Origin of the sequence: Anaeromyxobacter sp. Red801 (genome assembly GCF_049201065.2) — a bacterium.
Lineage (GTDB): Bacteria > Myxococcota > Myxococcia > Myxococcales > Anaeromyxobacteraceae > Anaeromyxobacter.
Window position 1 is genome coordinate 1690001 of the sequence record NZ_CM181236.1, and the last position, 16951, is coordinate 1706951.

General features: G+C 73.5%; 12 protein-coding genes and 2 rRNA genes (1 of these 14 only partly in view). 3 read left to right on the plus strand and 11 right to left on the minus strand.

Annotated elements, in window-relative coordinates:
- The 3 genes from ACOQFB_RS07650 to mtnP form a co-directional block, all read left to right on the plus strand.
- A 23S ribosomal RNA gene (locus tag ACOQFB_RS07650) occupies positions 1-2295 on the plus strand (it extends 684 nt beyond the left edge of the window).
- A gap of 159 nt (positions 2296-2454) precedes the next feature.
- Positions 2455-2571: ribosomal RNA gene (gene rrf / locus ACOQFB_RS07655) — 5S ribosomal RNA — on the plus strand.
- 171 nt (positions 2572-2742) lie between these two features.
- Positions 2743-3624 (plus strand): S-methyl-5'-thioadenosine phosphorylase, encoded by an 882-nt coding sequence (mtnP, locus tag ACOQFB_RS07660; RefSeq protein WP_421610979.1) that lies wholly within the window; start codon positions 2743-2745, stop codon positions 3622-3624.
- Between the two features lie 190 nt (positions 3625-3814).
- On the opposite strand, the gene ACOQFB_RS07665 is transcribed toward mtnP, so the two are convergent.
- The 11 genes from ACOQFB_RS07665 to ACOQFB_RS07715 all read right to left on the minus strand — a co-directional run bounded on the left by ACOQFB_RS07665 (position 3815) and on the right by ACOQFB_RS07715 (position 16935).
- Complete coding sequence (locus tag ACOQFB_RS07665) at positions 3815-4492, minus strand: UdgX family uracil-DNA binding protein (RefSeq protein ID WP_421610978.1); 678 nt, start codon at positions 4490-4492, stop codon at positions 3815-3817.
- Positions 4493-4569: 77 nt separating this feature from the next.
- Complete coding sequence (locus ACOQFB_RS07670) at positions 4570-4995, minus strand: NUDIX hydrolase (RefSeq protein ID WP_421610977.1); 426 nt, start codon at positions 4993-4995, stop codon at positions 4570-4572.
- Between the two features lie 38 nt (positions 4996-5033).
- On the minus strand, positions 5034-8171 hold the full coding sequence (locus tag ACOQFB_RS07675; protein WP_421610976.1) for an efflux RND transporter permease subunit: 3138 nt from the start codon (positions 8169-8171) through the stop codon (positions 5034-5036).
- Positions 8168-9289 carry an efflux RND transporter periplasmic adaptor subunit gene (locus tag ACOQFB_RS07680; protein WP_421610975.1) on the minus strand — a complete coding sequence of 374 codons (1122 nt, stop codon included), beginning with the start codon at positions 9287-9289 and terminating at the stop codon, positions 8168-8170. The genes ACOQFB_RS07675 and ACOQFB_RS07680 overlap by 4 nt, the downstream gene beginning before the upstream one ends.
- A 28-nt stretch (positions 9290-9317) precedes the next feature.
- Positions 9318-9989 carry a TetR family transcriptional regulator gene (locus tag ACOQFB_RS07685; protein WP_421610974.1) on the minus strand — a complete coding sequence of 224 codons (672 nt, stop codon included), beginning with the start codon at positions 9987-9989 and terminating at the stop codon, positions 9318-9320.
- Between the two features lie 118 nt (positions 9990-10107).
- Entirely contained in the window at positions 10108-11547 is a 1440-nt protein-coding gene (locus ACOQFB_RS07690; protein ID WP_059438938.1) for a TolC family protein, read from the minus strand.
- Complete coding sequence (locus tag ACOQFB_RS07695) at positions 11544-12767, minus strand: ABC transporter permease (protein ID WP_421610973.1); 1224 nt, start codon at positions 12765-12767, stop codon at positions 11544-11546. Before ACOQFB_RS07695 ends, ACOQFB_RS07690 begins: the two co-directional genes overlap by 4 nt.
- On the minus strand, positions 12764-13900 hold the full coding sequence (locus ACOQFB_RS07700; RefSeq protein ID WP_059438937.1) for an ABC transporter permease: 1137 nt from the start codon (positions 13898-13900) through the stop codon (positions 12764-12766). The genes ACOQFB_RS07695 and ACOQFB_RS07700 overlap by 4 nt, the downstream gene beginning before the upstream one ends.
- 3 nt (positions 13901-13903) lie before the next feature.
- Positions 13904-14884, minus strand: coding sequence for an HlyD family secretion protein (locus tag ACOQFB_RS07705; protein WP_059438936.1), 981 nt, complete (start codon positions 14882-14884; stop codon positions 13904-13906).
- A gap of 1 nt (position 14885) precedes the next feature.
- The gene (locus ACOQFB_RS07710; RefSeq protein WP_059438935.1) at positions 14886-15515 is read right to left on the minus strand and encodes a TetR/AcrR family transcriptional regulator; all 630 of its coding nucleotides are present in this window, start codon (positions 15513-15515) and stop codon (positions 14886-14888) included.
- Positions 15516-15639: 124 nt separating this feature from the next.
- Positions 15640-16935 carry a GAF domain-containing sensor histidine kinase gene (locus ACOQFB_RS07715; RefSeq protein ID WP_421610972.1) on the minus strand — a complete coding sequence of 432 codons (1296 nt, stop codon included), beginning with the start codon at positions 16933-16935 and terminating at the stop codon, positions 15640-15642.
- Positions 16936-16951 lie beyond the last annotated feature (16 nt).

The window sequence follows — 16951 nt, forward strand, 5'->3', positions numbered from 1 at the left end:
CGGAGGCGCAGCGAAAGCGAGTCCGAAACGGGCGCCAGTCGCAATCATTATAACCCGAAGCCAGGTGATCTACTCATGGCCAGGTTGAAGCGCGGGTAAAACCGCGTGGAGGACCGAACTCATGGAGGTTGAAAACTTCTGGGATGAGCTGTGAGTAGGGGTGAAAGGCCAATCAAACTTGGTGATAGCTGGTTCTCCCCGAAAGATATTTAGGTATCGGCTCGGGAAATTCAGTTCAGGAGGTAGAGCACTGGAACGGCTAGGGGTCCTACCAGATTACCAACCCGTACCAAACTCCGAATGCCTGAAACTGTTATCCCGGGACGCAGTCGGTGGGTGATAACATTCATCGGCGAGAGGGGAATAACCCAGATCGTCGGCTAAGGTCCCAAAGTCCATGCTAAGTGATCACAAAAAGGATGTGGTAGCGCTTTGACAATCAGGAGGTTGGCTTAGAAGCAGCCATCCTTTAAAGATAGCGTAATAGCTCACTGATCAAGCGAGACTGCGCCGAAAATGTATCGGGTCTCAAGCATGGCACCGAAGCCACGGGATCAGCGCAAGCTGATCGGTAGGGGAGCATAGAACGGACGGTGAAGCCAGACCGCAAGGACTGGTGGAGTGCGTTCTAGAGCTGATGCCGATATGAGTAGCGACAAAACGAGTGAGAAACTCGTTCGCCGTAAGCCCAAGGTTTCCTGGGGAAGGTTAATCCGCCCAGGGTTAGTCGGGCCCTAAGCCGAGGCCGAAAGGCGTAGGTGATGGACAACAGGTTAATATTCCTGTACCGCCCCGTTGGCGTTGAAGCGAGGGGGGACGGAGAAGGGTAGCGCAGCCGTCTGACGGACGTGACGGTTCAAGCCCGTAGGCGGGCCTCATACGATGAAAAGGTGAGGCCGTTAACGCCGAGAGGTGATGACGTGGCCGCAAGGCCTGAAGTGCGTGATCCCATGCTTCCTAGAAAATCCCCGCGTGGAGCCAGCGAGGCGCCCGTACCGCAAACCGACTCAGGTGGGCGAGGAGAAAATCCTAAGGCGCTTGAGAGAACTCTGGTCAAGGAACTCTGCAATTTTCCACCGTAACTTCGGAAGAAGGTGGGCCCGGGATTGTGTAGGGACTTGCTCCCGAAGCAATGCTGGGTCGCAGCGAAATGGCGGTAGCGACTGTTTAACAAAAACACAGGACTCTGCAAACACGTCAAGTGGATGTATAGGGTCTGACGCCTGCCCGGTGCCGGAAGGTTAAGGAGATTCGTCAGGCCGCAAGGCCAAAGCGATGAACCGAAGCCCCGGTAAACGGCGGCCGTAACTATAACGGTCCTAAGGTAGCGAAATTCCTTGTCGGGTAAGTTCCGACCTGCACGAAAGGCGTAACGACTTCCGCGCTGTCTCGACCAGGGACTCAGCGAAATTGAAATAGCTGTGCCGATGCAGTTTACCCGCGGCAAGACGGAAAGACCCCATGAACCTTTACTACAACTTGCCACTGACACTAGGAATTGATTGTGTAGGATAGGTGGGAGCCTATGAACCCTGGGCGCTAGCTCGGGGGGAGGCAACGGTGAAATACCACCCTGTCGATTTCTGGTGTCTAACCTGGACCCCTCATCGGGGTTGGGGACAATGGCTGGTGGGTAGTTTGACTGGGGCGGTCGCCTCCCAAAAGGTAACGGAGGCGCGCTATGGTTCCCTCAGCCTGATTGGAAACCAGGCGTCGAGTGCAATGGCATAAGGGAGCTTGACTGCGAGACCGACAGGTCGAGCAGGTGCGAAAGCAGGTCATAGTGATCCGGTGGTTCTGTATGGAAGGGCCATCGCTCAACGGATAAAAGGTACTCTGGGGATAACAGGCTTATCGCGTCCAAGAGTTCACATCGACGACGCGGTTTGGCACCTCGATGTCGGCTCATCGCATCCTGGGGCTGGAGCAGGTCCCAAGGGTTTGGCTGTTCGCCAATTAAAGCGGTACGCGAGCTGGGTTCAAAACGTCGTGAGACAGTTTGGTCCCTATCTGCCGTGGGCGTAGGAGAAGTGAGAGGATCTGTCCTTAGTACGAGAGGACCGGGATGGACGCACCGCTGGTGTACCAGTTGTCTCGCCAGAGGCATCGCTGGGTAGCTATGTGCGGAACGGATAACCGCTGAAAGCATCTAAGCGGGAAGCCAACCTCAAGACGACTTCTCCCGGGCGCAAGCCCCTGAAGCCCCCTCGAAGACGACGAGGTCGATAGGCCGGAGGTGTACGCGCTGTGAGGCGCTCAGCTGACCGGTACTAATAGGGCGTGCGGCTTGGTCTCCCTCTTCTCAGGTCGTAGGCGACCTGCTCGAGGTCGAGATCGAATTCCTTCGCAGGAGCAGTGGAAGCACGGCCCTCAGCGGCCCCGCGGTGCGGTGCTCTTCTTTTCCCTTCGTAGCGGTTGTCGAGAGGCGACGAGCCTCACGTTCTTTCAAAGGTTTGCGGTGGCTATATCGGTGGGGTCACACCCGTTCCCATCCCGAACACGGTAGTTAAGCCCACCAGAGCCGATGGTACTGCACCGGAAGCGGTGTGGGAGAGTAGGTCGCTGCCGCATCTTTTCGTGCCCGCCAGAGCAATCCGCTCTGGCGGGCTTTTTCTTTTTTGGCGCGCATTGCGCCGGCGAGGCCGCCGGGCGAGGCGCGCGACGGGCCGAAGGCTGCGCAGGGAAGGCGTCCGGGCGGGTATACTCGCCCTTTCGCCGCAGCCGCGGCGACGGAGGGGCTCGATGGCGCGCGCGATGGTCGGGGTGATCGGGGGGACGGGGCTGGGCGAGGCGCTCGGCGCCCTCGGCGGCGGCGAGGCCCGCGAGCTGGACACGCCCTTCGGCAGGCCGTCCGCGCCCATCACGCTCACCGAGGTCGGCGGGGTGCCGGTGGCGCTGCTCCCGCGGCACGGGGAGGGGCACATGCTCAACCCGTCGCAGGTGCCGTACCGCGCCAACATCTGGGCGCTGAAGTCGCTGGGCGTCACGCACGTGCTCGCGAGCGGCGCGGTGGGCAGCCTCCGCGAGGAGGTCGCGCCGCGCAACCTGGTCATCCCGGACCAGGTGATCGACAAGACCTTCCGCCGCGCCGGCACCTTCTTCGACGACCTCGCCGTGCACGTGGAGTTCGCAGCGCCGTTCTGCACCACGCTCCGCAACGTGCTGGTGAAGGCGGGCACCGGGTTCCCGGCCCGCGTCCACCAGGGCGGGACGTACGTCTGCATGGAGGGCCCGCAGTTCTCGACCCGGGCCGAGAGCGAGCTGCACCGGAGCTGGGGGGCCTCGCTCATCGGCATGACCGTGATGCCGGAGGCGAAGCTCGCGCGCGAGGCGGAGCTCTGCTACGCGCTCGTGGCGCTCCCGACCGACTACGACTGCTGGAAGCCGCACCCGGCCACGCTCGACCAGGCGAAGCTCATCGAGGAGCTGCTGGCGAACGTGAAGTCCGCCACCCAGAACGCGATCGAGCTGATCCGCCGGGCCATCCCGCACGTCGCCGCGCTCGAGAAGCCGTGCGGGTGCCAGTCGGCGCTGGCGCTCGCGATCTGGTCGGACCGCAGCCGGATCGCGCCGGCCACCCGCGAGAAGCTCCGCCCCATCCTGGAGAAGTACCTGGCCGGCTGAGCCGGGCGTCACAGCGCCTCCCGTTCGCGTGGGGCCCGTCGCGAGGCACACGATGGCGTCGCCGAGCCGGGCACACGAGGACCGAGCAGCGCAGGCGTGCCCGTAGGCACGTCGAGCAGCGCAGGGACGAGTCTGCCCGGCGCAGGCAGCCAGCGTGCGCCGCAGCAGGGCTCTACGCGAATGGGCGGCGCTACCAGGGGCCGGCGGCGGGCGGCTCCGGCGACGGGGACCGGCGCAGCAGCGCGGCGACGCGCGCCAGGTCGGCGACGAGGCCTGCCAGCGCCTCGCGCCGGGCCGCGTCGTCGGGGGCGCGCAGCACGGCCGACGGGTGCACCGTCGCGATGACGATCTCCGCGAGCGGGGAGGGCACCGGCTGCCCGCGCCGCTCGGTCAGGCGGAACCCGCGCCCGAGCAGCGCCTGCGCGGCGGTGGCGCCCAGGCACACGAGGGCGCGCGGCCGCACCGCCGCGAGCTCCGCGTCGAGCCAGGGACGGCAGGCGCGCACCTCCCCGGCGCTCGGCTTCTGGTGGATGCGGCGCTTGCCGCGCGGCTCCCACTTGAAGTGCTTCACCGCGTTGGTGACGTAGGCGTCGCGCCGGTCCAGCCCGGCGGCGGCGAGCGCACGGTCCAGGAGGCGGCCGGCGGGGCCGACGAACGGCTCGCCGGCGCGATCCTCGTCGTTGCCGGGCTGCTCGCCCACCAGCATCACGGTGGCGCGCGGCGGCCCGGCGCCGAACACGGTCTGCGTGCCGCGCTCCCACAGCGGGCAGGCCGTGCAGCCGGCGGCCGCGCGGCGGAGCGCCGCCAGCGTGGCGCGAGGGGGGACGAGCGGGGCGGCGGTGCCGCCCGGCGGAGCGCGCCGCGGCATGCGGACAACATGGGGCCGCGTGCCCTGGGCCGCGAGGTCGGGGACGCCCGCGGCCGCGGTCGCGGGCGCGTACGCCGCTAGGCGGCGGGCGCGTCGAGCGCCAGCGCCGCGAGCTGGCGGACGTTCGCCGGGCACTCGAGCGCCGCGAGCTCGTCGCGGGTGACCCAGCGCGCGGCGTCCCACTCGTCGCAGGCGGAGAGATCCCGGGTCGCCACGTCGGCCACGAACGCGAAGTTCAGGTGCAGCCCCTTCGAGCCGGCGGGGTGCTCCTCGTAGCCGATGAGCCCCGGGGGCGAGCCGTCCACCCCGAGCCCCGCCGGGAAGCGGCCGGTGAGGCCGGTCTCCTCCCGGAGCTCGCGCACCGCGCCCTCGAGCGGCGTCTCGCCCGCCTCGAGCTCGCCGCCCACCGGCAGCCAGGTGCCGAGCCGGCGGTGGCGGATGAGCAGGACGGCGCCGCCGTGGCGGCAGAACACGGAGGTCGAGAAGGCGCGGCGCTCGGACATGGCCGCGCAGTATGCCACCGGGCGCCGGGCCGCGGGAGCTAGACCCCGCCGGCGGCCCGATCGCGGGCGGCGGCCGGCGGCTCCGGCGCCGCGGTGTCCGCGCCGGCGTCCGCGACGGCGCGCGGTCCGCGCCGGCCCCGGCGCCGGAGGCTCTCCACCCACACGAAGACCACCGGCACCACCCACAGCGTCAGCATGGTGGAGGTGATCACGCCGCCGATGACGGCGATGGCCAAGGGCGCGCGGAACTCGCTCCCCATGCCCTTCCCGAGGGCGGTGGGCAGCATGCCCAGGATCATCGCGCCGCTGGTCATGAGGATGGGGCGCAGGCGGCGCGGGCCGGACCTGCGCACCGCGGTCTCCGGGTCGTCGCCCTCGCGCAGGTGCTGCAGCGCCGCGTCCACCAGCAGGATGGCGTTCTTGGTGACGAGCCCCATGAGCAGGATGATCCCGATGAGCGAGCCGAGGTTCACCGTCTGGCCGGCGAGCCCCAGCCCCAGCACCGCGCCCACGATGGCGAGCGGGAGCGAGAGCATGATGGTGAAGGGGTGGACGAACGACTCGAACTGGCTCGCCAGGACGATGAAGATGAACACCACCGCGATGAGCAGCGCCATCCCCATGTTCGCCTGCGACTCGGCCTGCTCCTTCTGCATGCCGTCCCAGAGGTACGCGTAGCCGGCCGGCAGCGGGCGCGCGGCCACCCTGGCGCGGAGCGCCTGCACCGCGCCGCCCAGGTCGTGCCCCGGGGCGATCTGCGCCCAGACCGAGATGCTCCGCTCGCGCCGCTGGTGCTCGATCACGGCCGGGCTGGTCGAGCGCTCCAGCCGCGCGAGCTGCGCGAGCGCCACCGGACCGCGCGGCGTCGAGATCCACATCCCGTCGAGCGCGCCGCGCGACTCCCGGTCGTCCCCGGCCAGCCGCACGCGGATCTCCGACTCGCGGCGCCCCTCGCGCAGCTTGCCCGCCACCTCGCCCTGCGTGGCCAGGCGCACCTGCAGCGCGACCGCGCCGGCCGGGACGCCCAGCCGCGCCGCCTCCTCCCGGTCCACCTCGACCTGCAGCTCGGGCTTGCCCGGCGAGTCCTTGAGCTGGATGTCGGTGAGCGCAGGGATCGAGCGCATCTCCGCCACCAGCCGCTCCGCCTCCTCGCGGAGGCGGGCGAAGTCGCGCCCCGTCACGTGCATGAGCACCGGCGGGAAGTCGCCGATGCCCTCGAGCATGGGCGGGTCCGAGACGGCGCGGGTCGCGAGCCGCTCGTCCGCGGCGAGGACGCCGCGGATCCAGTCCTTGTAGGTCTCCACGCCGTCGGGGCGGGCGTTCTTGTCCACCAGGTTGACGCGCCAGCGGACCTGCCGCGGGTCCTCCTGGTAGCCGATGGTCGCGTAGACCGCGGTCACCCCGGGCAGCGCGCGCACGCGCTGCTCCAGCGTGGCGCTGCGCCGCGAGGCGGTGGCGAGGCTGGTGCCCGGCGGGTACTCCAGGTTGACGATGAGCTGGTTGCGGTCCTCCCTGGGCGCGAACTCGGACCCGAGCAGCGGGGCCACCGCCAGGCTGGCCAGGAACAGCAGCGCGGCCGCCGCGAAGGTGAGGCCGCGGTGCCGGAGCACCCAGTCCAGCGTGCGCGCGTACACGCGGTCGCCGGCGTCGAACCCGGCGCGGATCCGCCGCGCCACCGGGTGCTCCCGCCGCGCCTGGCCCGGCACGTGCGCGCGGACGAACCGCGCCGAGAGCATCGGGTCGAGCGTGAACGCCACGAACAGCGAGATGAGCACGGCCACCGTGATGGTGAGCCCGAACTGGCGGAAGAACTGCCCGGTGATGCCCTGCATGAACGCGACCGGCACGAACACCGCCACCAGGGTGAAGGTCGTCGCCATCACCGCCAGCGCGATCTCCTGCGTGCCGCGGCTGGCCGCCACCGGCGGCGCCTCGCCCGCCTCCAGGCGCCGCGTGATGCTCTCGCGGACCACCACAGCGTCGTCGATGAGCAGGCCGATCGCGAGCGACAGGCCGAGCAGGGTGAGCTGGTTGAGCGAGAAGCCCATCCAGTACATGACGAACAGCGTGCCCACCACCGACGTCGGCAGCGCCAGCGCGGAGATGATCGTGCCGCGCACGTCCAGCAGGAACAGCAGGATGATGAGGATGGCCATGGCGCCGCCGAAGAAGATGGCGACCCACACCTCGTGCGCGTTGGCCTCGATGATCTCCGACTGGTCCACCAGGACCTGCGCCCGGAACCCGAGCTCGCCCTGCAGCTCGGGCAGGAGGCGCTTCACCTCGTTCGCGACCGCGGCGGAGTTCGCGCCGGCCTGCTTCACCACCTCGACCGCGACCGCGTCCACGCCGTCGGTGCGGACCAGCGTCTTCGGCTCCTTGGCGCCCTTGCGCACCAGCGCCACCTCGGCGAGCCGCACCAGCGAGCCGTCCTGCGCGGCGGCCACCGGCATGCGGCGGAGCGCGTCCACGTCCCGGAACTCGCCGCGCACGCGGATGCCGACCTCGCCGTCGCCGGCCGGGAACTTCCCGCCGGGCAGGTCGAGGTGCTCGCCCTGGATGCGCCGGAACACGGCGTCCGGGTCGAGCCCGACCCCGCGGAGCCGGTCGCGGAACAGGTCCACCGAGACCTCCGGCTCGGCGCCGCCGACGATGCGCACCGCCGCCACGCCCTCGAGCTGCTCGAGGCGCGGGCGCACCTGGTCGTCCAGCTTCTCGCGGAGCGCGATGGGGTCCTGGCCGGACGCCGCCGAGAACACGAGCACCGGCTGCGCCGCCACGTCGTACTGCGCGATCACCGGCGCCCGGGCGCCGAGCGGCAGCTCCCCCTGCGCGATGCCCACCTTGTCGCGGACGTTCTGGACCGCCTCGCCCAGCGGGACCGACAGCTCGAACTCGATGAACACGAGCGACACGTCCTCGCGCGAGGACGAGAAGACCTTGTCGATCCCGGCGATGGAGGAGACCGCGTCCTCGATGGGCCGGGTGACGTTCTCCTCGACGTCGCCCGGGCTCGCGCCGGGGTAGGTGGTGGTGATGGTGACGAACGGGATGCTGACGTCGGGGTAGAGGTCGGTGCCGAGCCGGCGCAGGCCGAGCAGGCCGAGCACGACCAGCGTCACCGACATCATGGCGGTGAAGACGGGCCGGCGGATGGCGACGTCGGAGAGCGTCATCCGCCCACCTGCGCCAGCGCCGCGCCCTCGGCCAGCCCGATCGGCGGGTCGGTGACGACGCGCAGCCCCTCCGGCCAGGCGCCGCCCTCCGGCACGACCACCGCGGTCTCGCCCTCCTCGCCGAGCAGGCGCACCGGCAGGGCCCGCGCCTTGCCGTCCCCGCCGGCCAGCCACACGGCGTGGCCCCCGGTGCGCTGGACCAGCGCCGCGGCGGGCACGCGAAAGGCCTCGCGCTCCGCCCCGCGGGGCAGGTCGGCCCGCGCGTATGCGTTCGCGAGGAAGCGGCCGTCGGGGTTGGGGACCGCGATCTCCACCGGCACGCGGTTCGTGGCCGCGTCCACCGCGGGGACCACCACCGTCACCACCGCGTCCGCCGTGCGTGCCCCGGTGCCGGGGAGCGACACGGCCACCCGGGCGCCGGGCCGGAGCTCGGCGGCCTCGGACTGCGTGAGGGAGGTCTCGAGCACCAGCTCGCGCGTGGTGACGAGCGTGACGAGCGGGACGCCGGGCGAGACCGCGATGCCCACGCCGTCGGGCACGCGCGTGACCACGCCGGGGAAGGGCGCGACCAGCCGGTGGTGAGAGAGGTGGACCCGCGCCTGCTCCGCCTGCGCCTGGGCCGCGGCGAGGTGCGCGGCGGCGAGGTCGCGCTGGGCCTTCGCCTGGGTGGCCTGCGCCTCCGAGGCGCCCTCCTCGCGGCGGAGCCGCTCGGTGCGGGCGAAGGCGTCCTCCGCCAGCGCGAGCTGCGCCCGGGCGGCCTCGACCGCGGCCTCGGCCTGCCGGACCGCCGCCGCGGCGGCGCCGGTGTCGAGCGCGGCCAGGAGCGCCCCCTCGCGCACCTCCTGCCCGCGGCGCACGGCGACGCGCTCCAGCGTGCCGGCCACGCTCACCGCCAGCGCCGAGGCCTGGCGCGCCTTCAGCGTCCCGGTGGCGGTGACGCGCGGCGCGAAGCGGATCCGCTCCGGGGCGGCGAGGTGCGCGGCGGCGGCCGCGGGTCCGGCGGCGGGCGCGGGGGCGGTCGCCGGCGCGGGGGGAGGCGGCGGGGGCCGATCGGCGCCGCGGCGGCCGCAGGCGGCGGCGGCGAGCGCGAGGAGCAGGGCGGGGCGGAGCGGCGGCATGGGCGGGTCTCCGGTGCTGACCGGCGGGTCAGGAAGCGGTGCGGCGGGCGCGGGCGGGCGGCGCGGCGCGCGCGGCCGGCCCCGCCATGCCCTCGTAGAAGATGGTGAGGAAGGAGCGCGCCCAGCCGGCGAGATCCGGCTTCTGGCGCAGCTCGGCGGTCCGCCGCACGAAGCCCTCGTACGTGCCGACCAGCAGGTCGGCCACGGCGGACGGGTCGATGTCGCGGCGGAGCCGGCCGGCGGCCTGCTTCGCGGCGATGCGATCGCGGAGCGCGCGCTGCAGGCGCCGCCGGAACCCGGCCAGGCCGCGGGTCCACGCCGGGCCCGCCGCCTCCAGCGCGCGGATCACGTGGCGGTTGCGCCAGAGCAGCTCGAGCGACTCCAGGTCCACCGCCACCTCGAACTCGAGCTGCGCGCGCAGCAGCGCCGGGCCGTCCTCGTCGCGGTGGTCCCGGTCGAAGCGGCGCTCCGCCTCCTCGCGGCGGCGGGTCTGCTCCTCCAGCGCGCCGTAGAGCCGCTGGACGATCTCGGCGAACGCCGCGTCCTTGGTGGGGAAGTGCAGGTAGAAGGCGCCCTTCGAGATGCCGGCGCGGCGCGCGATGTCCTCGACGCGGGCGTGCGCGAGCCCGTGGCGGCAGATCTCCTCGCGGGCGGCCTCGAGCAGCGCCTCGTGGGCGCCGGGGGCTGGGCGGCGGGCCATGGCGACGCCCCTTGTACGGCGCCGCGCGCGCGACCGCAAGCGTCACTGACCGACGGGTCAGGAATTGCGGGCCAGCCCGGGCGGGCCGGCGGCGTCACGCCGGGCCCGGGCGGCGCCGTCAGGGATCGAACGTGCCGGCCGCGCGCGCCAGGGCGAGGCGCGCCAGGCGCGCGTCGAGCGTGGCCGCGACCAGGCCCAGCTCGGCGGAGGACGCGGCGCTGGTGGCGTCCGCCACCTCGAGGTAGGTGGCCGCGCCGGCGGCGTGGGCCCGCTGCGCCTGCTCCAGCGCCTCGCGCGCCAGCGCGGCCTGCTCCTCGGCCTTGCGCGCGGCGGCCGCCGCGCTGTCCAGGTCCAGCCGGGCGCGCCGGACCTCGTCGCGCGCCTTGTTCGAGGCGAGCGCGAGCGCCGCGTCGGCCTCGGCCGCGCGGTGGCCCGCGTCGGCGAGCTCCGCCTCGCGCCGGCCGCCGTCGAAGAGCGTCCACTGCAGGCCGAGCAGCACGGTCCAGCCGGCGTGCTCGCCGGTGAAGCCGGTGATGCTGGCCCAGCGCCAGGTCCCGCTCACGCCCAGCGTCGGGAGGTAGGCGGCGGCCGCCTCGCGGCGCTGCCCCTGCGCCAGCGCCAGGCGCCCGCGGGCGGCCTCCACGTCGGGGCGGCGGGCGGCGCGCTCCTCCTGCTCGCGCGCGTCGGCGGACGGCGCCGGCGGCTCGGGGGGACGCTCCACCTCGAAGTCCGCGTCGCGGTCCAGGAGCGTCGCGAGCGCGAGCCGGGCCGCCGCGTACGCGTTCCGCGTCCGGATCAGCTCCTGCTCCGCGCGCGCGCGGTCGGTGCGCGCCTTCAGCAGGGCCAGGCGCGGCGCGGCGCCCTGGGCGGCGAGGTGCTCGGCGTCGGTCTCGTGCCGCCGCCAGGTCTCGAGCGTGCGCTCCTGCACCGCGACCGCCTCGCGGAGGGTGGCCGCGCCGTAGTAGAGCTGCGCGACCCCGTACAGCAGCTTCTGGCGGGTGTCGGCGACCTGCGCGCCCGCAACCTCCTCGGCCAGGTATGCGTTGCGGATGGCCGGCCAGAGCCGCGGCGCGAGGAGCGCCTGCCTCACCTCGGCCTGGACGCCGTACTGCGTCTTCCGCTGGAGCTCCAGCTCCTCGACCGAGGTCGGGACGAGCGCGAGCGTGGTCGCCTCGCCGGGGAGGTTGACCGGGGAGAACGGGCGCCCGGGATCGTAGGGCGGGAGCGCCGCGCGCGGCGCGCTGGTGGGCCGGCCCACGTCGCGGATCGCGAAGCTCGTGGGCAGGTCGAGCACCACGTCCTCGGAGTTCCAGGCGTACGAGCCGCCCGCGGTCACCTGGGGCAGGTAGTGGCTCCACGCCTTCCGCGCCAGCGTCCGCGCCTGGGCGAGCCGCTCGCCGGCGATGCGCAGCTCGAGGCTGGCCTCGCGGGCGCGCCGGAACGCCGCGTCCAGCGTGAGCACCGGCGGCGCCGGGGCGGCGGCCTCGGCCGCGGCGGGGGGAGCGCCGGCCTCCGCGGCCGCGGCGAGCGCGAGGGCGAGCAGGGAGGGAGCGATCATGGGGTGGTCCTCGAGGCAGGGGAGGGCGGCTCGGCCCCGGGCCTCCGCCGCAGCGCGGCGAGGCGGCGCGCCAGCGGGGCGCGGCGGACCACCAGCACCGCCAGGGCGGAGTGGAGGACGAGCAGCGCCCCGAGCCAGGCGAGCTGGGGCGCGACGGCGGCGAGGTCGCCGGTCTTCATGACCAGCACCCGCAGGGCCCGCAGCGCGGGGGTGGCCGGGAACACGGCGGTGGCGAGCTCGACCGCGCGCGGGAGCTGGCCGGGAGGCCAGGTGAACCCGGACGCGAGGAAGAGCGGCACCGAGAAGAACATCAGGAGCTGGAACGTGCCCATCCGATCGCGCGCCAGGCTGGCCAGCCCGATCGCGACCGGCACCATCACCACCGCGAAGGCCAGCAGCAGCGCGGCGGTGGCGAGGACGCTCGGGCCGGCCCAGCCCATGGCCGGCATGAGCACGAGCCCCACGAAGGCGACCCCGGCCAGCCAGAACGGCGCGTGGGCGGCGGCCATGCCGAGCAGGCGCGCCAGCGGGAACGGCTCGCGGCCGGCGGGCGGCAGCCCGGCCTCGAGGCGCGCGCCGGCGCTGAACGCGAGCGAGACCACCACGAGCTGCTGGAGGACCACCAGGAAGATGCCGGCGGCGAGGTAGCGGCCGTAGGAGCCGGTGGGGTGGTAGAGGAGGCGATCGCCGACCGCGATGGGCGCGGCGCGGGCGCGCGCCGCCTCGGGCGGCATCCCCTTCGCGAGGAACGCGGCGGTCCGCACGCGCGCGCCGGTGGCGCCCGCGACCGTGACCGCGGCCGGATAGGCGATGGCCCACGTGTACATGTTCGCCCCGCCGGCCCAGACCGCGAGCTGGGCCTGCTCGCCCCGCTTCAGCCGGCGCGAGAAGTCGCCGGGGACGACCAGCAGGAGCTCCGCCTCGTCCCGCCGCAGCGCGGCCACGCCGTCGTCGAGCGAGGCGACGCGGCGGTCGATCCGGAGCTCCGGGGTCGCGTCCAGCTCCAGGGCCAGCCGGCGCGAGAGCGCCGAGCCGTCCAGGTCGAGCAGCAGCGCCGGCCGGTCGCGCGCGTCCTCCGCGTGGTACAGGTAGGCCACGATCACCGGGTACAGCAGCGGGATCGCGAGCAGCACGAGCAGGATCGACCGCTCCCGGAGGATCCGCCCCCGCTCCTCGCGCGCGCTCGCGCGCAGCACGTCCAGCCAGGCCCGGCCGGTCATGCCGCCCTCCGCGCGCGCGCCCGGGCCGCGAGCGCCCGCGCCGCGCGCGACGCCGCGATCACCGCGGCGAAGCACGCGGCCTGGGCGGTGAGCCAGCCGAGCGGCGCGGCCAGGTCCCCGAGCCCGGCGGGCTCGTGGAGGAAGATCCGGAGCGCGCGGCCGAACGGGGTGAAGGGGAGGGCGCTCGAGATGGCGCGGACCGGCGCGGGGATGGCGTCCCATGGCCAGGTGAGCCCGGAGAACATGAGCGAGAGCACCCCGAGCAGCACGGTGGACTGGAACGCGAACGGCCCGCCGCCGAGCAGCGCCGCGACCGCCGCGGCGAACAGCAGCTCCGCGCCCACGAGCGCGAGCAGCGAGAGCGCGACCACCGGGAACGGGCTGGCGGGGCGGATCCCGTCGATGCGGAGCAGCCCGTAAGTGGACAGGAGCGCCAGGGCGAGCGACACGGCGAGCACCGCCGCCCACCGGCCCATCGCCTCGGCCGGGCGGCGCCCGGGGGCGGGCGGCCAGATCACCGACCACGCCAGGAACAGCGTCACCAGGTGCACGAAGAACAGCGCGAACGCCGGGGCCAGGTACACCGCGAAGCTGGCGCCCGGGTTGCGCGCGAGCGCCTCGGTGACGACCACCGGCGCGGCCTTCGCGAGCGCGGCCGACGGTGCGGTGCCGAGCTTCTGGAGCGCGCCCAGCTCGACCCCGGCGGACACGGTGGCGAGCACCTTCGCGATCGTGCGGGAGGCGGTGCGCCCGACCAGCACGTTGCTCATGTCCACGGCGACCAGGACCTCGGCGCGGCGCCCACGCTTCAGGTCCGCCGAGAAGCCGTCCGGCACGAGGACCACGCCCGCCAGCGCCCCGCGGTCGAGCGCGTCCTGCGCGGCCGCGAGCGTGGGGGGCGGGTCGGTGAGCACGCGGAGCTCGGGCGTGGCGTCGAGGTACCGGGCCACGGTGCGGGAGGGGCCGGTGCCGTCCAGGTCGAGGACGGCGATCGGGAGCTCGCGCATCACGCCCTGCCGGTAGGTGGCGATGGTCAGCCAGCTCGCGCCCAGGAACACCGCCAGCATCAGGCGGTAGCGCGGGCTGGCGGCGAGCGCCCGCAGGTGCGCGAGGAAGGCGGCGCGGAACCCCACGGCTCACCTCGGGGCCGCGGGCAGCGCGGGCGCGAAGCGCGCGGTCATGCCGGGGCGCAGCTCGGGGTCGGGCTGGCGCGGCCGGGCCTTCACCTCGAACGTGCGCAGGTCGAAGCTGCCCTTCTCGCCGGTCGCGCGCCAGGTGGCGAAGTCGCCGAGCGGCGCCACCGAGAACACGGTCATCGGCAGGCGCCGGCGCAGCGCCGGGACCTCGACGTCCAGCTCGGTCCCGACCTTCACGGCGCCGAGCAGGTCCTCGCGGACCGGGAACACCGCCCAGGCGTCGGTCCGGTCCACCAGCGTGAGGATGGGGTAGCCGGTGGCGGCGAGCTCGCCGCGGTGGACCAGGATCTTGGCCACCTCGCCGCCGATGGGCGCGGTCTGGACGGTCTCGCGGCCGTAGCTCTCCACCTCGGCCAGGCTCCCCTGGCCCTGGCGGACCAGCGCGCGCAGCGCCTCGACCTCCTCGGCGCGGGCGCCCTTCACCACGAGGTCGTGGCGCGCCTGCGCCACCGCGAGCTGGTCCCGGGCGGCCTTGAACTTGAAGTCGGCCTCGTCGAAGGCGGCCTGGGTGATGGTGCCGGTGGCGAGCAGGGCGGTGGCGCGCTCGTGCGCCTTGGCGGCGACCTCCAGCTGGCTGCGGGCGGTGTCGAGCGCCCGCCGCGCCTGCTGGCGCTCCTCGGCGCGCGCGCCGCGCTCGGCGATCTGGAGCCGGGCGCGGGCTGCATCCACCGCCGCCTTCACCTGGTCGATCTTCGCGGCGACCTCCTGGCTCTCGATGGTGACCAGCTCCTGGCCCTCCTCCACCGGGTCGCCCTCGCGCACCGCCAGCGCCTTCACGCGGCCGGGGATCTTCGAGGCGACGTCGATCTCGGTCGCGTCCACGAGGCCGGTGATGGGCGCCGGGGCGCGCTGGCCGCAGGCGGCCACGAGCGCGACGAACGCGACGAGTGCGAGGAGCGGGGTCAGGGGGCGGCGGGTCATCTCAGGCTCCGATTCCGTCGAGCAGGAGGCGCACGAGGTCGCGCAGCACGGCCTCGCGCGCGCGGGCGGCGCGCAGGTCGGTGGACCACAGCGCCTCGAGGAACGGGCGCTGCATGAAGTAGCCGAGGAACAGCGCGCTGACGCTCATCGTGAACGTCCGCGGCGCCAGGTCGGCGCGGAACGCCCCCTGGGCGACGCCGCGCCGGAGCACGGCGTGGATGGGGTCGAGGTTCGCGGCGATGCGGTCGGTGAGGAGCTTGCGACCGCGGCGGGCGCGCGAGAGCGCCTCCCAGCCCATCAGCCGCACGAAGTCCTCGTGCTCCGAGAGGAACCCGAAGAAGCGGCGCACCAGCGTCTCCACCTCGTCGCGCGGCGCCGCGCGCGCGCCGGCGGGCGTGGGATCGGCGGCGGCGAGCGCGAGCGTCAGGTGCGCGTCGAGCACGGCGCGGTACAGGCCGTCCTTGTCGCCGAAGTACGCGTAGATCATCCGCTTGTTCACGCCGGCGCGCGCCGCGATGTCGTCGATGCGCGCGCCGTCGTAGCCGTGCTCCGCGAACGCGCGGCCGGCCGTCTCCAGCAGCCCGGCCCGGGTGGCCTGCGCGTCGCGCCTGCGAGGGGGAGCCGTCGCCATGCAGGCAAGTATATAACCGGTTAGTTACTTCCGCGGCGTGCGGCTTCGCGACGCACGTCGCGCCCGTGGGACCCCGCCGCCCTTCGGCAAGCTCAGGGTCGGCGGGGCGAGGGCGCAGCCCTCGCTAGCAGGGCACGCTGAAGTAGAACGCCGCCCCGCGGCCCGGCTCGCTCTCGACCCAGGCCTGGCCGCCGTGCGCCTCGACGATGCCGCGCACGATGAACAGGCCCAGGCCGTGGCCGCGCTTCTGGCTGCCGGCCGGCTGCCAGTAGCGGTCGAACAGGTGGTCGCGGACCTCCGGCGCGACGCCGGGGCCGCGGTCCACCACCGCGAAGCGCACGGCGCCGCCGTGCCGCTCGGCGGTGATCACGACCTCCTCGCCGTCCGGCCCGAACTTCAGCGCGTTCCCGACCAGGTTCGCGATCACCTGCGCGATGCGATCCGGATCCCAGGCCGGCACCGGCAGGTCGGGGGCGAGGCGCACCGAGATCCGCTGGCGGCGCTCGGCGGCGAGCGGCTCGAGCGGCTCGGTCGCACGCGCCACCACCGCGGCGGGCGGCTCCGGGCGGCGATCGAGCTGCAGCCGCCCGGCCTCGATGCGGGCGAGGTCCAGCAGCCCCTCGATGAGCCGGTTCATGCCTCGGACGGTGCGCTCGAGCTTCGCGAGGAGCGCGTCGCCCTGCGGGCGGCGCGGCTCGTCCACCAGGCGCGCCAGGCGCTGGATGCCGAGCAGCAGCGCGGACATCGGGTTCTTGAGGTCGTGCGAGACGATCGAGAGCGTGTCCTCGCGGGCCCGCACCGCGCGCTCGACCTCCTCGAACAGCAGCGCGTTCTCGAGCGCCATGGCCGCCCGCGCCGCCAGGTCCTCGGCCAGCGCCAGGTCGTGCCCGCCGTAGCGCCGCGTGGACTCGGCGAACGCGAGCGTCATCACCGCGCGGGTCCGGCCGCGCACCCGCAGCGGCACGACGACCCACGACCGCGCGCGCAGCCGGCGCAGGGCGGCCACGTCGGCCGGCTCGGCGGGATCCGGCGGCGGCGGGTCGGGGTTCAGCTCGGCGCGCCCGCTCGCCGCCACCGCGGCGAGCCCGTGCGCTCCCGGACCGCCGAGCGGGACGGCGCGGGGCAGGGTGCTCGCGAGCGGCGCGAGGTCCGGGTTCCAGTGCTCGGCGGCGACGCGCTCGGCCTGGTCGTCGCGGACCAGGTGGACCAGGCACCAGTCGGCGAGGTGCGGCACCACCAGGCGGGCGAGCTTGCCCAGGGTCGCGCGGTGACCGCGCGCGTCCTCGAAGAGCGCGCCGGTGACCTCGTACAGGAACGCGAGGCGGCGCTGCGTCTCCTCGAGCTGCGCGCGTGCGTCCAGGGCCGCCGCCGCCTGGGAGGCGCCGTCGGGCGCACCCGAAGGGGGCAGGGTGGCGTCCATTCGGAGGCGACTCTAG

Excerpts from the sequence above, each read along its gene's own strand:
- ACOQFB_RS07715 (WP_421610972.1), bottom strand. The coding sequence starts at position 16,935 with ATGGACGCCACCCTGCCCCCTTCGGGTGCGCCCGACGGCGCCTCCCAG.
- ACOQFB_RS07670 (WP_421610977.1), bottom strand. The coding sequence starts at position 4,995 with ATGTCCGAGCGCCGCGCCTTCTCGACCTCCGTGTTCTGCCGCCACGGC.
- ACOQFB_RS07695 (WP_421610973.1), bottom strand. The coding sequence starts at position 12,767 with ATGACCGGCCGGGCCTGGCTGGACGTGCTGCGCGCGAGCGCGCGCGAG.
- mtnP (WP_421610979.1), top strand. The coding sequence starts at position 2,743 with ATGGCGCGCGCGATGGTCGGGGTGATCGGGGGGACGGGGCTGGGCGAG.
- ACOQFB_RS07680 (WP_421610975.1), bottom strand. The coding sequence starts at position 9,289 with ATGCCGCCGCTCCGCCCCGCCCTGCTCCTCGCGCTCGCCGCCGCCGCC.
- ACOQFB_RS07705 (WP_059438936.1), bottom strand. The coding sequence starts at position 14,884 with ATGACCCGCCGCCCCCTGACCCCGCTCCTCGCACTCGTCGCGTTCGTC.
- ACOQFB_RS07675 (WP_421610976.1), bottom strand. The coding sequence starts at position 8,171 with ATGACGCTCTCCGACGTCGCCATCCGCCGGCCCGTCTTCACCGCCATG.
- ACOQFB_RS07665 (WP_421610978.1), bottom strand. The coding sequence starts at position 4,492 with ATGCCGCGGCGCGCTCCGCCGGGCGGCACCGCCGCCCCGCTCGTCCCC.
- ACOQFB_RS07710 (WP_059438935.1), bottom strand. The coding sequence starts at position 15,515 with ATGGCGACGGCTCCCCCTCGCAGGCGCGACGCGCAGGCCACCCGGGCC.
- ACOQFB_RS07685 (WP_421610974.1), bottom strand. The coding sequence starts at position 9,989 with ATGGCCCGCCGCCCAGCCCCCGGCGCCCACGAGGCGCTGCTCGAGGCC.
- ACOQFB_RS07690 (WP_059438938.1), bottom strand. The coding sequence starts at position 11,547 with ATGATCGCTCCCTCCCTGCTCGCCCTCGCGCTCGCCGCGGCCGCGGAG.